This window comes from Flavobacterium daejeonense DSM 17708 (assembly GCF_000425425.1).
In the GTDB taxonomy this organism is placed as follows: Bacteria; Bacteroidota; Bacteroidia; order Flavobacteriales; family Flavobacteriaceae; genus Flavobacterium; species Flavobacterium daejeonense.
In genome coordinates, this window is record NZ_KE384374.1 from 64,934 (window position 1) to 79,093 (window position 14,160).

At 36.0% G+C, this 14,160-nt stretch carries 14 protein-coding genes; 5 read left to right on the forward strand and 9 right to left on the reverse strand.

Annotated features, from left to right (window positions below; all coding sequences use genetic code 11):
* Positions 1-30: 30 nt before the first annotated feature.
* Both H599_RS0118025 and H599_RS0118030 read left to right on the forward strand, forming a co-directional pair.
* On the forward strand, positions 31-483 hold the full coding sequence (locus tag H599_RS0118025) for a 6-pyruvoyl trahydropterin synthase family protein (RefSeq protein WP_026715384.1): 453 nt from the start codon (positions 31-33) through the stop codon (positions 481-483).
* A gap of 85 nt (positions 484-568) precedes the next feature.
* Positions 569-1,312: a UDP-2,3-diacylglucosamine diphosphatase gene (locus tag H599_RS0118030; protein ID WP_026715385.1), complete on the forward strand. Its 744-nt coding sequence runs from the start codon at positions 569-571 to the stop codon at positions 1,310-1,312.
* Here H599_RS0118030 and H599_RS0118035 read toward each other — a convergent pair.
* From H599_RS0118035 to H599_RS0118065, 7 genes are all read right to left on the reverse strand, one after another.
* Entirely contained in the window at positions 1,309-1,665 is a 357-nt protein-coding gene (locus H599_RS0118035; RefSeq protein ID WP_026715386.1) for a hypothetical protein, read from the reverse strand. The genes H599_RS0118030 and H599_RS0118035 overlap by 4 nt on opposite strands.
* 78 nt (positions 1,666-1,743) lie before the next feature.
* Positions 1,744-2,784 (reverse strand): glycosyltransferase family 9 protein, encoded by a 1,041-nt coding sequence (locus H599_RS0118040; RefSeq protein ID WP_026715387.1) that lies wholly within the window; start codon positions 2,782-2,784, stop codon positions 1,744-1,746.
* Between the two features lie 121 nt (positions 2,785-2,905).
* Positions 2,906-4,189, reverse strand: coding sequence for an MFS transporter (locus tag H599_RS0118045; RefSeq protein WP_026715388.1), 1,284 nt, complete (start codon positions 4,187-4,189; stop codon positions 2,906-2,908).
* Complete coding sequence (recJ, locus tag H599_RS0118050; protein WP_026715389.1) at positions 4,189-5,877, reverse strand: single-stranded-DNA-specific exonuclease RecJ; 1,689 nt, start codon at positions 5,875-5,877, stop codon at positions 4,189-4,191. The genes H599_RS0118045 and recJ overlap by 1 nt, the downstream gene beginning before the upstream one ends.
* A 97-nt stretch (positions 5,878-5,974) precedes the next feature.
* Complete coding sequence (locus H599_RS0118055; RefSeq protein WP_026715390.1) at positions 5,975-6,319, reverse strand: HopJ type III effector protein; 345 nt, start codon at positions 6,317-6,319, stop codon at positions 5,975-5,977.
* Between the two features lie 165 nt (positions 6,320-6,484).
* Complete coding sequence (gene rsmI / locus H599_RS0118060; RefSeq protein WP_026715391.1) at positions 6,485-7,201, reverse strand: 16S rRNA (cytidine(1402)-2'-O)-methyltransferase; 717 nt, start codon at positions 7,199-7,201, stop codon at positions 6,485-6,487.
* A 23-nt stretch (positions 7,202-7,224) separates the two neighbouring features.
* Positions 7,225-8,253, reverse strand: coding sequence for a hypothetical protein (locus H599_RS0118065; protein ID WP_026715392.1), 1,029 nt, complete (start codon positions 8,251-8,253; stop codon positions 7,225-7,227).
* Between the two features lie 261 nt (positions 8,254-8,514).
* On the opposite strand from H599_RS0118065, the gene H599_RS0118070 reads away from it, so the two are divergent.
* Positions 8,515-9,105, forward strand: a complete 591-nt coding sequence (locus tag H599_RS0118070; RefSeq protein ID WP_026715393.1) for a thymidine kinase — start codon at positions 8,515-8,517, stop codon at positions 9,103-9,105.
* 103 nt (positions 9,106-9,208) lie between these two features.
* Positions 9,209-9,634 (forward strand): YMGG-like glycine zipper-containing protein, encoded by a 426-nt coding sequence (locus H599_RS0118075; protein WP_026715394.1) that lies wholly within the window; start codon positions 9,209-9,211, stop codon positions 9,632-9,634.
* A gap of 81 nt (positions 9,635-9,715) precedes the next feature.
* Here H599_RS0118075 and rpoN read toward each other — a convergent pair whose 3' ends face one another.
* On the reverse strand, positions 9,716-11,179 hold the full coding sequence (gene rpoN / locus H599_RS0118080; RefSeq protein ID WP_026715395.1) for an RNA polymerase factor sigma-54: 1,464 nt from the start codon (positions 11,177-11,179) through the stop codon (positions 9,716-9,718).
* An 87-nt stretch (positions 11,180-11,266) separates the two neighbouring features.
* Positions 11,267-12,700 (reverse strand): asparagine--tRNA ligase, encoded by a 1,434-nt coding sequence (gene asnS / locus H599_RS0118085; protein ID WP_026715396.1) that lies wholly within the window; start codon positions 12,698-12,700, stop codon positions 11,267-11,269.
* Positions 12,701-13,369: 669 nt separating this feature from the next.
* On the opposite strand from asnS, the gene H599_RS0118090 reads away from it, so the two are divergent.
* Positions 13,370-14,131 carry a hypothetical protein gene (locus tag H599_RS0118090; protein WP_026715397.1) on the forward strand — a complete coding sequence of 254 codons (762 nt, stop codon included), beginning with the start codon at positions 13,370-13,372 and terminating at the stop codon, positions 14,129-14,131.
* The last annotated feature ends 29 nt before the right edge of the window (positions 14,132-14,160 follow it).

The window sequence follows — 14,160 nt, forward strand, 5'->3', positions numbered from 1 at the left end:
TCGTAAATTTGCAACCTAAAATTCAAATCGATGAGTAAAATCAGAATTACCAAACAATTTAGTTTCGAAACGGGTCATGCTTTGTACGGCTATGATGGAAAATGTAAAAATGTGCATGGTCATAGTTATAAATTGTCCGTAACAGTTATTGGAAAACCGATAAAGAATCGTAATGATGTAAAATTCGGAATGGTAATCGATTTTGGCGATTTGAAAAAAATCGTAAAAGAAGAAGTGGTAGATCAGTTTGATCATGCAACAGTTTTTAACGAAACAACACCTCATGTTGAATTGGCAGCAGAATTAAAAAATCGCGGACACCACGTTATTTTGGTAGATTACCAGCCTACGAGCGAGAATATGGTTATTGATTTTGCCCAAAGAATTAGCGGCAGATTACCTGAAGGAATCGAATTGTTTTCGTTGAAATTACAGGAAACCGATTCTTCTTTTGCCGAATGGTTTGCCAGTGATAATCTCTAAAAGTTATAAGTTAAGAGTTAGATGTTGAATAGAATTTTTAATGTATAAACTCATAACTCACAACCCATAACTCAGAACTTCTTCTATGAAAAAAGTATATTTTGCTTCCGATCAGCATTTTGGAGCGCCAACAGCCGAATTGAGTTTCCCCAGAGAACAAAAATTTGTGGCCTGGCTTGACGAAGTGAAACAAGATGCTGAGGCAATTTTTCTTTTGGGTGATTTATTCGATTTTTGGTTTGAATACAAAACGGTTGTGCCTAAAGGTTTTGTGCGTGTTTTAGGTAAATTGGCCGAAATTCGAGACAGCGGAATTCCGATTTATTTCTTCGTTGGGAATCACGATTTATGGATGGATGATTATTTTGAACAAGAATTAAATATTCCTGTTTTTCGCGATAATCAGGAGTTTACGTTTAACGGAAAGACTTTTTTAATTGGTCACGGAGACGGAAAAGGTCCGGGAGATAAAGGTTACAAACGCATGAAAAAAGTGTTTACGAATCCTTTTTCGAAATGGCTTTTCAGATGGTTGCATCCGGATATTGGTGTCCGTTTGGCGCAATATCTTTCAGTGAAAAATAAGTTGATTTCCGGAGAATCGGATGTGAAATTTCTAGGAGAAGACAAAGAATGGCTGATTTTGTATGCCAAACGAAAATTAGAAACCAGGCATTATAACTATCTGGTTTTTGGTCACCGTCATTTGCCGATGATTCATTCTGTGGGTGAAAATGCCGATTATGTTAATCTTGGCGATTGGATTTCGTATTTTACCTATGGTGTTTTTGATGGAGAAAATTTTGTAATTAAAACTTTCGAAAACTAGTTTTTTCCTTCCCCGTATAAATAGATTTCCAAATCAATTTTGAACAAAGTTCCGTAAACCAAATCTTTTATATCTCGTAATTCGTTCATAGTAACTGATAAATCGAGGGGAAACAAAGGTGTTTTTAATAAAAACTTACAGTTAGAATTTTTCAGTTCACAGGCTGCACAACAACTGTTTTTAGCAATACTTTCGTCAATTAAATAATTAAAATCCTTAAGTTCGGCGTAGGAAAAAAACAAACCGATTTCCTTAAAGATTAGTTGAATTCGGCCGGGAATAATTCCTTCTTCTTTTTCCCAATAAAACGCAATTCCTGTGCTGTTAAGATATATTTGATGTATTTGTTCCATGATTTTTTAAGTATGAAACAAATATAATTATTATTTAAATTTATTCTAAATAAAAATAATAAAAAAATAAATCCTGATTTAGTTAAGACGTTTTTTAATAATTTCAATCATAGCTTCTAAATCGGTAACATTGGTGTCGATGGCAATACTGTTGTTCCCATAAGGCTCATATTTTTCAGGAACTGTTACCGAAAATAATCCCACAACAGGAATTTGCGAAGCGCAGGCAAGATGCATAATTCCGCTGTCGGCACCAATGAAAACTTCGGTGTTGGCTATAAAAGCTGCAATTTCTCTAACGTCTTTACTGTAAAAAGAAGGTGCTTTGAAGTTAATTTGCGAAACATTTTCCACAGGCAAAACTTCCACAATATTGTATTCCGGAAAACAGTGTACTAATTTTTCATAAAAAACATCCCACCATTCCGTGCAGTAGCATTTGGCAGCAGTAGCAAAAGTAAAAATGGCGATGGTTTTTTTATCATTTGGAACAATCTGATTCAGAATTTTTTTAGCATCCTGAATTTCCTGTTCGGTGAGTTTGATGTTAATAGTTGGGATTTCTTTTTGCTGATTTGGGAAACCAAGTTGGTTTAAATAATGGCGAAATTCAAAAATTGGATATTTGGCCATGTGTTTGTAATCAGGATGATTAGCAACAATTTCCAGGTTGAGTTCGCCAAAAAATTTAAAATCAGCATTTGCCAATTGAGTTGACATACGTCCTGAAGAAGAACCACCATCGATGTTGATGACTAAATCGTATTTTTTTTGTTTGATTTTAAACCAAATTTTAATGTATTTGAGGAGTTCTTTAAATGGTTTTCTTGGCAAAACAATAAAGTTTTCAACCGAAGGATAATTTTTAAAAACGACAGAACCTAAGCCTCCTTTTGTAAAAATATCAATTTTACAATCCGGGAAAGTATGGTTGATTTCCTGAACTAAAGGCGTGATAAGAAGCAAATTACCCAAACGGTGGTTAGGACGGCAGATTAACACGTTTTTAAGTTCTATTTTAGAATCAGGATTTTGTCCCAGTTTTGTTGTTCCAATATTCTTTGTTAAGCTGCGCGTAATTTTTCTTCTTACTGCATTAATTTTTGTTTTGAAGCTCATGTTTTTCGTTTAAAAAGCTATTAAAGTAGTTTAAACGAAAAACACTTAGATTAAATTATTGTTAAGAATGTATTTTTTTAACAATAATTAGTCTTTTTTAGGAAATTTCTATTGCTATTTTTTAATTTTTCTTCTCGTGTTCTTCAATATCTTTTGTTAAATCCAGTTTTCTAAAAGAAGGCGAAATAATTCCTGTGGTTAAAACCACTAAAAGCGTCATACTTCCTCCAAAAACTACTGCGGTAACAGTTCCCATTAATCGGGCGGTCAAGCCGCTTTCAAAAGCGCCTAACTCATTGGAAGAACCTACGAACATAGAATTTACCGAAGAAACTCTTCCGCGCATATTATCCGGAGTTTTGATTTGCAAAATAGTTTGACGAATGACCACGGAAATTCCGTCAAAAACACCACTAAAGAATAAGGCTAAAAGGGAAACCCAAAACAAGGTAGAAAGTCCAAAAATAATGATACAAACACCAAATCCAAAAATGGCGGTCAGCAATTTCATTCCTGCATTTTTACTTAAAGGGACATAAGCAGTAACAAGCATGGTTAAAAAAGCGCCCACTGCCGGAGCGGCTCTCAGGAAACCAAATCCTTCCGGACCTACTTTAAGAATATCCTGAGCAAAAATAGGTAATAAAGCAACAGCTCCGCCAAAAAGAACGGCAACCATATCGAGGGTAATCGCTCCTAAAACCGTTTTATTGTTAAAGACAAATTTGATTCCTTCGGCTAAACTTTGCATTACCGGTTCGCCAATTTTAGGATTTAAAATTGGTTTTTCACTAATTTGGGATAAAGCCAATAATGCCATCACCGAACAGGCAAAAACCAAACATAAAGACCAATGCACTCCCATAAGTGTAATTGAAAAACCGGCTACGGCGGGTCCTACTACTGAACCAATTTGCCAAACCGTACTGCTCCAGGTTGCGGCATTCGGATATACTTTTTTAGGAACAATTAAGGAAAGAAGGGAAAAAATAGTAGGACCTAAAAAAGCTCTGACTAATCCACCTAAAAATACCAGAAAATAGATGAGGTATAATATAATTTGATTCGAAATTCCTCCTACAACAGCCGGCCAGGTTAAAAGAAACAGTCCAAAACTGATTATTGAGAAAGCAAAAATACATTTCATCAGCAAGCCTTTTTTCTCTTTTTGATCTACAATATGTCCGGCAAATAAGGCTAGTGAAACCGCAGGAATTACTTCCATTAATCCGATGATTCCCAGTGAAAGCGCATCTTTAGTAATGCTGTACACTTCCCATTCAATGACGATAAACTGCATGGACCAGGCAAAAACCATCGCAAAACGAAGGAATAAAAAGGTGTTGAATTCTTTGTAACGCAAGGCTGCGTAAGGGTCTTTTTTATCTATTTTTTTTGAAGTCATTATTGAATACTTTTTAATCGTAATTGAATGGAAGTTTTACCGTTCCATTCGTTTTCATCAATGCAATAAGCTGCCTGAAATGGTTTTTGATTGGTGGTCAAATCAATTTTATTTCCTAAACCAAAACCAATAGCTGCAATTCCTTCGGATTGATTTTGTTTCACGAAAAGTTTTAAATGTTCCTCTTCAGCTCCGAGTTTTTTGGCATAACCGGTATCAATAACATTTTTTGTCACAAAAACAGGTGTCATATTCATAGGGCCAAAAGGTTCGAATTGTTTTAAAATACGGCAAAGTTTAGGTGTGATATCCGAAAAATTAATTTCGGCATCAACCTCCACTTCTGGAATGAGCTGCTCCGGATGAATGGTTTTTTGAACCTGTAATTCAAAAGCTTCTTTAAAAGCAGCATAGTTTTCTTCTTTTAAAGTCATTCCGGCAGCATACATGTGTCCGCCAAATTGCTCCAAATGTTCCGAACAGGCTTCCAGTGCATTATAAACATCAAATCCTTTAACCGAACGGGCAGAAGCCGCATATTTATCACCACTTTTGGTAAAAACCAGCGTCGGGCGATAATAGGTTTCAATTAATCGGGAAGCTACAATCCCGATAACACCTTTGTGCCAGTCTTCCTGATAAACAACTGTAGTGTATCTATTTTGCTCCTGATTTTTTTCAATTTGTTCGAAAGCTTCTTTAGTGATTTGTTTGTCTAAATCTTTACGGGCGGCATTGTATTGTTCGATTTCAGAAGCAAACTGTTGCGCTTGTTCGAAGTTAAATTCACTGAGTAATTTCACTGCCTGATTTCCGTGTTTGATGCGTCCGGCGGCATTAATTCGCGGAGCAATGATAAAAACCACATCGGTAATGTCTAATTTTTGCTTTTTGATTTGGTGTACCAAAGCTTTAATTCCCGGTCTGGGATTGTTGTTGATGACCTGCAAACCAAAATACGCCAATACCCGGTTTTCTCCGGTTATCGGGACAATATCGGCGGCAATGGCGGTAGCAACCAAATCGAGATAAGGCACTAAATCTTCGATCGTCTGATTTCTGTTTGCACCTATCGCCTGAATGAGTTTAAAACCAATTCCGCAGCCGCACAATTCATCATAAGGATAATTACAATCGATTCTTTTAGGATCAAGAACTGCAGCTGCTTCTGGCAAAGAATCTCCCGGGCGGTGGTGGTCGCAAATAATAAAATCAATGTTTCGTTCTTTGGCGTAGGCCACATGATCAATCGATTTGATACCGCAATCCAGCGCAATGATTAATGAAAATTCGTTATCATCAGCAAAGTCAATCCCTTTGAAAGAAACGCCATAACCTTCGGTATAGCGATCCGGAATGTAAGTGGCTACATTGGGATAAAAACTGCTTAAATAAGAAGCAACCAAAGAAACTGCAGTAGTTCCGTCAACATCATAATCGCCAAAAATAAGAATGCGTTCGTCGTTTTCGATAGCTTTTTCAATTCGGGCAATGGCTTTGTCCATGTCTTTCATCAGATAAGGATCATGCAAATGCTCTAAAGAAGGGCGAAAAAAGTTTTTGGCCTGTTCGAAAGTTTCAATGCCGCGCTGCACTAATAATTGGGCTACAAATTCTTCTACATTTAAGACCTGCGCCAAGTGTTTGATTTTGTCTTCCGAAGGTTTGGGTTTCAGTGTCCAGCGCATTTTTTTCGATTTTTGAATGTTGATTAACGATTTTTGATTTTAGATCTGAAATCAGTCCCGATAGTTATCGGGACGTTAACCTTCAATCTTAAATAATTTATTTCAATTCTAAAGCAGTTCCTTCAAACTGAATGCCGCTCCAACCGTGAACCATAAAGTTTCGGATGTTTTGGTGATTGGTTCCTTCGGGCTCACCTAAAACTTCGTCACGATAAAAAGAGCCAAAACAGGCTAAGGTTTCGTCCTGAGATAAGTTTTGTAATTGGGCAAAAGCAAATAATTTGCAGGAACCTGAGTTGGTCCCGGCCGCGTTATGTGTATTTCCATTTTGAAAAGCGGTTGGAGTAAAATCGTAATTCGCTTCGATTACTTCAATGGTTTCCGGAAAAGTAATGGCTTCAGGTGTTTGTTTTAATTTTTCTAAGAAAGTTTGGATATTCATGGGTTGTATTTAATTTTTTGCCACAGATTAGAAAGATTTTAAGGATTTTGTACTTTGTTAATCTTTGTAATAGGTGACTTAATTTTAGTCTTTGAAATTTTATTTACTGCCAGAAATTGAAAATTTTTTAATCTGTGTTAATCCTTTAAATCTGTGGCTTGATTTCTATTCTTCGTCTTTTTGAAATTTATTTTTCTTTGCTTCTTTTACAATCGTTTTTCCGGCAACGATAACTACAATTTCGCCTCTTGGAGCTGTGTTTTCAAAGTGCGCCAAAATTTCTTTGACTGTTCCTCTTCGGTTTTCTTCGTGCATTTTAGAAAGCTCCCGCGAAACGCATATTTGTCGGTCTTCGCCAAAATAAGTCGCAAATTCGCTCAGTGTTTTTACTAATTTATGTGGCGAAACATACAAAATCATCGTTCTGACTTCTTCTGCCAATTCTAAATATCGGGTTTGACGTCCTTTTTTTTCAGGTAAAAAACCTTCGAAAACAAATTTGTCATTTGGTAAACCACTATTTACTAGTGCAGGAACAAAGGCAGTTGCTCCCGGGAGGCATTCCACTGTAATTCTGTTTTCAACACAGGCACGGGTGAGTAAAAAACCGGGATCGGAAATCGCTGGAGTTCCCGCATCCGAAATCAGTGCAATGTTTTCACCTGCTTTCAGTCGGGCAATCACATTTTCGGTGGTTTTGTGCTCGTTGTGCATGTGGTGACTGTGCATGTGCGTGCTTATCTCAAAATGTTTCAGGAGTTTTCCGCTGGTACGCGTGTCCTCGGCCAGAATCAAATCGACTTCTTTTAGAATCCGGATGGCTCTAAAAGTCATGTCTTCGAGGTTGCCTATGGGTGTGGGAACGATGTATAATTTAGACATAAATTAGTTCTTCTTCAGTTGTTTTAAAGGAATTTTTTTTCGATAATTTCCATAAAACGTTCTTCATATTCTTCTTTTCCTTCCCAGTTGTTGTAATCGGGTTTAACCATGTCGTCTATGAAACTTTTGGTTTCATAAAAATTATCAAAAGTAATTATTTGATTCATTACACGAATGTAATCTTCGTTGCTGTTGCCAAAAAGATGTTTAACAAAAGCCAGACGGTCGTTCAGGTCAATTTCAATTCCTTTCGAAAATTTATCGTTTAGCGAAAGAGATTTAGGATTTGCTTTTTCAGAAGTTTCCACGGCTTTTTCTACAGGAGTTTCTATGGCTTCCGGAGCTTCAAAAACAATATTATTAGTTGTGGCAGGAGTCGGAATTTCATCTACTTTAACAAATTCAGGCTCGTTGTAATCCAAACCTAATAAGTCTTCAAACGAAATTTGTAAAGGTTCCGATTTTTTAAGTTCTTCAGCTTCCGGCTCAGATGCTAATTCGAAAGCTGCTTTGAAAGCCGGAATTTCCACTTTTTCATTATCAGTTTCTTCCTCTTCCTCTTCTTCAATTTCGATTTCCGGTTCCTGTTCGTGGAATTCAGTTTCGTTTTCTTCTAAGATTTCTTCTTCGTCAGAAACTAAGTCTTCTTCCTCTTCTTCTGTTTCTTCAGCAACAATAGTTTCTACCTCAATTGTATTATTTTCAGAAATGGCAACAGCTTCTTTTTCTTCTTCAACTATTTCTGTTGTTGCTGCAACAGTTTCTTCGGTTTTAGTTTCCGGATAAATAGTGCTTTCAGTCATTTCAATAACTGTTTCAACCGGTAAAGCAGCTTCTTTGTCATAGAAACCTTCTACTTCCTTTTCAATCTCGCTATAGCTGCCAATGGTAGGTTTGGTATCCGCGTAATTTTCTTCTATAAATTTTAAAACAGACAGTTTTTCGTATAGTTTTTGGGTTTCCAAATACAATTGATTCACGTCAGATTTATCTTTAAGCTGTAAAATTCTGTGTGCGATGCTAATTAAATCGGCTTCTAATCTTTTTTTCATATCTGTAATTTATTTTTAGAGGTCAAATGATGTTCTCACCGTTTGTTTAGACCGGCAATTTTACAATGGTTTAGTTTTGGCGAATGTTTTTTATTATTTAGTGAAAGAATTAGGAACTGCTTTTAATTAAGTGTTCTAAAACCTTCAAATTGCTAAAAATTTTCTACTTTTGAGAAAGTGTAAAAGTATAAAATCTTAAGTCGATTTTAAGTTTACAAAGTAATAAAAACTATTCATTTTTTAAGTTAGAAAAAATATAAAATGTTTCTCGAAAATACAGTAAATCATAAAGAGCAATTTGGTTGGATTGAAGTTATTTGCGGTTCCATGTTTTCGGGAAAAACAGAAGAGCTGATTCGCAGGTTGAAAAGAGCACAATTTGCCAGACAAAAAGTAGAAATTTTCAAACCTGAAGTTGATACCCGTTACCATCAGGATATGGTAGTTTCGCACGATGCGAATGAAATTCGTTCCACGCCGGTGCCTGCGGCGGCTAATATCGCCATTTTAGCGCAGGGTTGTGATGTGGTAGGAATTGACGAAGCGCAATTTTTTGATGATGAAATTGTAAGGGTTTGTAATGATTTGGCTAATCAGGGTGTTCGTGTGATTGTTGCGGGACTGGATATGGATTTTAAAGGAAATCCTTTTGGCCCCATGCCGGCATTGATGGCAACGGCCGAATATGTAACGAAAGTTCATGCGGTATGTACCCGAACCGGAAATCTGGCGAATTACAGTTTTAGAAAAACAGCCAATGATAAATTGGTTTTATTAGGTGAAACCGAAGAATATGAACCGCTAAGTCGCGCGGCTTATTTTGAAGCCATGCAAAAAAGTCAGGAAGAATAAGGCTAGAGTTAAAATTCTGTAATATATTAATAAAATCATGTAAGGAATTCAGGCGGTCTTTTAGAGTATCTTTGTAGAGTAATAATTTTAAACACGATAAGTCATGAAATATATTGTTTATGTAATTTTAGCTTCTTTGATGATTGTTTCCTGTAAAAAAGCCGAAAAAGCAGGAATGATGGATGATAGTCAGGCCAGTATCGACTCGATGAAACAGGCGAGTATTGATTCGATGAAAATGGAAATGGTTAAGCAAAAAGCCATCGATTCGATGAAAATAGAAATGGCAAAACAGGAAGCTGCTAAGGGAAAAGAGGTAACGGTGATTAATAATACCACACCTCAGACTACAACTGAGAAAAAGAAATGGAGTAGTACGGCTAAAGGTGCAGTAATTGGTGCCGGAGTAGGAGCTGCTACAGGTGCTATTATCAGTAAGAAGAAAGGAGAAGGTGCTATTATTGGTGGTCTGGCCGGAGCGGGTGTTGGCGCCGGAACCGGAGCAATCATTGATAGTAAGAAAGAATAAAAATGGTTGGTTTGTTTTATAAAAAGAAAGGCTGTTTCAAATAACGAAACAGCCTTTTTTGTTTTGTAAAAAGGGAAGGTTTTAAATTTTTTTGCGCATTCGGGCAACCGGAATATCCAATTGTTCGCGGTATTTGGCCACCGTTCTTCGGGCAATTGGATAGCCTTTATCTTTAAGCATTTCGGCCAGTTGGTCATCCGGAAGGGGTTTTTTCTTGTCTTCTTCTTCGATGATATTTTGCAATATTTTTTTGATTTCCAAAGTCGAAACATCTTCTCCCTGATCGTTTTTCATCGCTTCTGAGAAAAATTCCTTAATCAGTTTGGTGCCATAAGGTGTTTCCACATATTTGCTGTTGGCCACACGGGAAACCGTCGAAATATCCAAACCTACAATATCGGCAATGTCTTTTAGAATCATTGGTTTTAGTTTGGTTTCGTCACCATCTAAGAAATATTCTTCCTGATAATGCATGATGGCATTCATGGTTACAAACAGGGTTTCCTGACGTTGTTTGATAGCATCAATAAACCATTTGGCTGAGTCTAATTTTTGCTTGATAAACTGAACCGCTTCTTTTTGTGCCCCCGATTTGTCGCGGGAATCTTTATACGTTTGCAGCATTTCCTGATAATCCTTAGAAACGTGCAAAGAAGGAGCGTTTCGTCCGTTTAGGGTCAATTCGAGTTCGTTATCAATAATTCGAATGGCAAAATCAGGTACTACATTTTCGGTTACTTTATTGTTTCCGGTAAAACCACCACCCGGTTTCGGGTTTAGTTTTTCGATTTCGTAGATGGCTTTTTTAAGCTGGTCATTCGAAATATTGTATTTTTGAATCAGTTTGTCGTAATGTTTTTTGGTAAAAGCATCAAACTGATTTTCGATGATATCAGCGGCCAAATCAACCGAATCGGTAGGTGTTTTGTGTTTTAGTTGAAGCAAAAGACATTCCTGTAAATCTCTGGCACCTACACCTGATGGCTCTAATTGATGGATTACCTGCAACATACGTTCTACCATGAATTCATCGGTATAAATACCCTGGGTGAAAGCCATATCGTCCACAATATCCGGAATACTACGACGGATGTAGCCCATATCATCAATGCTTCCTACCAGAAATTCGGCAATTTCTCTTTCGTGATCGTCTAAGATAAAAGTATTCAACTGATTAATTAAATCCTGATGAAAACTAATCGGAGCGGCTATAGGCGATTCGCGTAATTCATCATCGTCGCTGTAATTGTTAGTTTGCGTTTTGTAATCCGGAGTATCGTCGTCGCTTAAATATTCGTCGATATTGATATCATCGGCTTCAATACGATCAGAATCATCGTAGTCGTCGTATTCATCATTATTGTCAAATTCGTCTTTGTCGTAATCCTCTTCCTCTTTTCCGGATTCTAATGCCGGATTTTCATTCATTTCTTCTAAAAGACGTTGTTCAAAGGCTTGCGTAGGCAATTGAATTAACTTCATCAGCTGAATTTGCTGCGGAGATAATTTTTGGGTTAATTTTAAATTTAAGAATTGCTTTAGCATTTGGGTTTATTTGTTTATTTGGTTATCTGTTTATTCGTACATAATTGTTTTTAGACAAATAAACGATTAACCGATTAAACATTATTTTTAAAATTCTGCATTCATCGGGGTTCTTGGAAACGGAATTACGTCACGAATGTTAGTCATTCCGGTTACAAATAATACCAGTCTTTCAAACCCGAGTCCGAAACCGGAGTGAACCGCACTACCAAATCTTCGGGTGTCCAGATACCACCATAATTCTTCTTCGTGAATGCCCAGTGTTTTCATTTTTTCGACTAAAACATCAAAACGTTCCTCCCTTTGCGAACCGCCAACGATTTCTCCAATTCCCGGGAAAAGGATATCCATGGCGCGAACGGTTTTTCCGTCTTCGTTTAAACGCATGTAAAACGCTTTTATTTTGGCCGGATAATCAAACAGAATTACAGGACATTTAAAATGTTTTTCTACCAAATAACGTTCGTGTTCGCTTTGTAAGTCGGCGCCCCATTCGTCAATGCTATATTGGAATTTTTTCTTTTTGTTAGGTGTCGAATCTCTTAAAATATCGATAGCTTCGGTATAAGAAACACGTTTGAAATTGTTTTCTAAAACAAAATTCAATTTTTCCAGCAAAGTCATTTCGCTTCTTTCTGCCTGCGGTTTTGATTTTTCTTCTTCCAACAAACGGGATTCCAGAAATTTTAAATCTTCCGGACATTTGTCCATCGCATATTTAATCACATATTGAATAAAATCTTCTGCCAAATCCATATTGGCATCCAAATCATTAAAAGCTACTTCCGGCTCTATCATCCAAAATTCAGCCAAATGGCGGGAAGTATTGGAGTTTTCGGCTCTAAATGTTGGCCCAAAAGTATAAATCTGTCCCAAAGCCATTGCAAAAGTTTCTCCTTCTAATTGGCCTGAAACTGTTAGGTTAGTATGTTTTCCAAAGAAATCTTTTTTGTAATCAATGTTTCCTTCTTCATTTTTTGGCAAATTGTCTAGTGGCAACGAAGTCACCTGAAACATTTCGCCGGCACCTTCCGCATCGGCTCCGGTGATAATTGGCGTATTGACATAAACGAATCCCTTTTGTTGGAAATAACTATGCACCGCAAATGACAATATCGAACGCACGCGCATAATCGCCCCAAAAGTATTGGTTCTGACACGCAAATGCGCATTTTCTCGTAAAAATTCCAGAGAATGTTTTTTAGGTTGCATCGGGAATTTCTCAGGATCAGAATCTCCAAGAATTTCTAATTTCGAAACCTGAATTTCATATTTCTGACCTGCACCTTTGCTTTCTGCCAAAGTTCCCGTTACAGAAACCGCAGCACCGGTAGTAATTCTTTTTAAGGTTTCTTCAGGCGTATTTTCAAAATCTACCACACATTGAATGTTATTGATGGTCGAACCGTCATTCAAAGCAATAAACTGATTGTTTCTAAATGTTCTTACCCATCCTTTAGCGTTTACTTCCTGCAGTGTAACCGAGCTGTTCAATAAGTCTTTAACTTTTGTGTGTCTCATTTTGGGTAGCGTTGATTTAAAATAGTCTCACGTTCTACATGCAAATATAAATCTTTTGAAGTTATTTTTTAGGAGCTATTTTCCCGCTATTCATTTCAATCTTTTCTTTTTAAAGAAAAAAAGAAAAGGATTTTCATTGCTATCGGGGCTAGGGAACAGTGGAATTAGGTTTTTACAAAGTTGTTTTATTTCACAAAGATTTAAAATGTTGATTTATATGTCGTTCCCTATTATTTCCCCCGAAATAAATTTCGGGGCTACAAAATGTCTCGCTCCTACGGAGCTATAAACATAACGTTCCTACGGAACTTTTCTGTGTAAATAGGGTATTAGGAATTCAATTTGTTTTTAGATAAGGTATCAAAGAGCCGTAGGCTCGGTATATTTTGTAGGTATGGATTTTAATCCATCCACAATTGAAGGTAATTTGTTGGAGTGCCGTAGGTACGTAATCTAATATTTAAAGTTAATTAGGTTTGAAAATTTTGCATTGAAAACGCTATGATTTGTCTATATAATTAAAGAAGGTACTCGATTCGATGAAATCGATTAGCTGTTAGGTAGTGAAATCATAGCGTTTTCAATGCAAAATTTTCTAAAATGGTTAGAAGATATTGTTTGTAAGATTATTTTGTTAATTTTATGAATGTTTTTAAATGAAATAAGTAAATGAAAAAAATGAAAACTTTCTTTATTGTATTGGTTCTTTTTGCTTTTCAATTTGATCATAGTCAAAATTTAAATGGTTATGAATTTCAATTGGAGCAAAAGCCCAAGTCTCAATTAATTTTAGATAGAGATTATTTTTTACTTGGAACTTTATCAGACTATCTGGGAAGAGAGAAGACGTATAGGAATGATGATTTTGTTGATAATTATTACAAAGGTGAATATTTATTGATGAAATTTATTGTCGAAATGTACAGTGATGAAGCCCCTAATTTTGTAGTTGAAAAAAATCAATATCCATATAATAGCGTGGAAGATATACTAAGATCAAAAAAAATAGCCGAAAGAATAAACTCTTTTTATAACTATAAATTTGATGGGGCTTTTAAGTATTTTATAGATACTAAAGATAAAGAATGGAGGAAAAAACATGATGATTATTATAAAAGTAAAGAGCCAAAAGATACTGTTTATCAAGGTACAATGAAGGATGGTTTATTTAAAACTGATACACAAAAAATTTCGTTCATTGTTGGAGCCTATTCACGTTATGGAGTGCCAAATCAAACCAGATGTTGTATGAGGATGTTTAATTCTCTCAGTAAATTTGATTATTGTATATCTGTTTTAAAACAATTACAATGTGAGAATGTAGAAAAGGAAATTATAGAAAATATTCCAACTAATCAACTAATTTATTTCAAACCCAGTCGAGAATTAAAAGAGTATCTTGACGAATACAGTTTTTTAAGTGTAAGATAGAGAAATTTAAAAAACTATTTGAATATAAA

Bases quoted from the DNA above. Each gene is read 5' to 3' on its own strand.
- H599_RS0118025 (WP_026715384.1), top strand. From the start codon at position 31: ATGAGTAAAATCAGAATTACCAAACAATTTAGTTTCGAAACGGGTCAT.
- H599_RS0118030 (WP_026715385.1), top strand. From the start codon at position 569: ATGAAAAAAGTATATTTTGCTTCCGATCAGCATTTTGGAGCGCCAACA.
- H599_RS0118035 (WP_026715386.1), bottom strand. From the start codon at position 1,665: ATGGAACAAATACATCAAATATATCTTAACAGCACAGGAATTGCGTTT.
- H599_RS0118040 (WP_026715387.1), bottom strand. From the start codon at position 2,784: ATGAGCTTCAAAACAAAAATTAATGCAGTAAGAAGAAAAATTACGCGC.
- H599_RS0118045 (WP_026715388.1), bottom strand. From the start codon at position 4,189: ATGACTTCAAAAAAAATAGATAAAAAAGACCCTTACGCAGCCTTGCGT.
- recJ (WP_026715389.1), bottom strand. From the start codon at position 5,877: ATGCGCTGGACACTGAAACCCAAACCTTCGGAAGACAAAATCAAACAC.
- H599_RS0118055 (WP_026715390.1), bottom strand. From the start codon at position 6,319: ATGAATATCCAAACTTTCTTAGAAAAATTAAAACAAACACCTGAAGCC.
- rsmI (WP_026715391.1), bottom strand. From the start codon at position 7,201: ATGTCTAAATTATACATCGTTCCCACACCCATAGGCAACCTCGAAGAC.
- H599_RS0118065 (WP_026715392.1), bottom strand. From the start codon at position 8,253: ATGAAAAAAAGATTAGAAGCCGATTTAATTAGCATCGCACACAGAATT.
- H599_RS0118070 (WP_026715393.1), top strand. From the start codon at position 8,515: ATGTTTCTCGAAAATACAGTAAATCATAAAGAGCAATTTGGTTGGATT.
- H599_RS0118075 (WP_026715394.1), top strand. From the start codon at position 9,209: ATGAAATATATTGTTTATGTAATTTTAGCTTCTTTGATGATTGTTTCC.
- rpoN (WP_026715395.1), bottom strand. From the start codon at position 11,179: ATGCTAAAGCAATTCTTAAATTTAAAATTAACCCAAAAATTATCTCCG.
- asnS (WP_026715396.1), bottom strand. From the start codon at position 12,700: ATGAGACACACAAAAGTTAAAGACTTATTGAACAGCTCGGTTACACTG.
- H599_RS0118090 (WP_026715397.1), top strand. From the start codon at position 13,370: ATGAAAAAAATGAAAACTTTCTTTATTGTATTGGTTCTTTTTGCTTTT.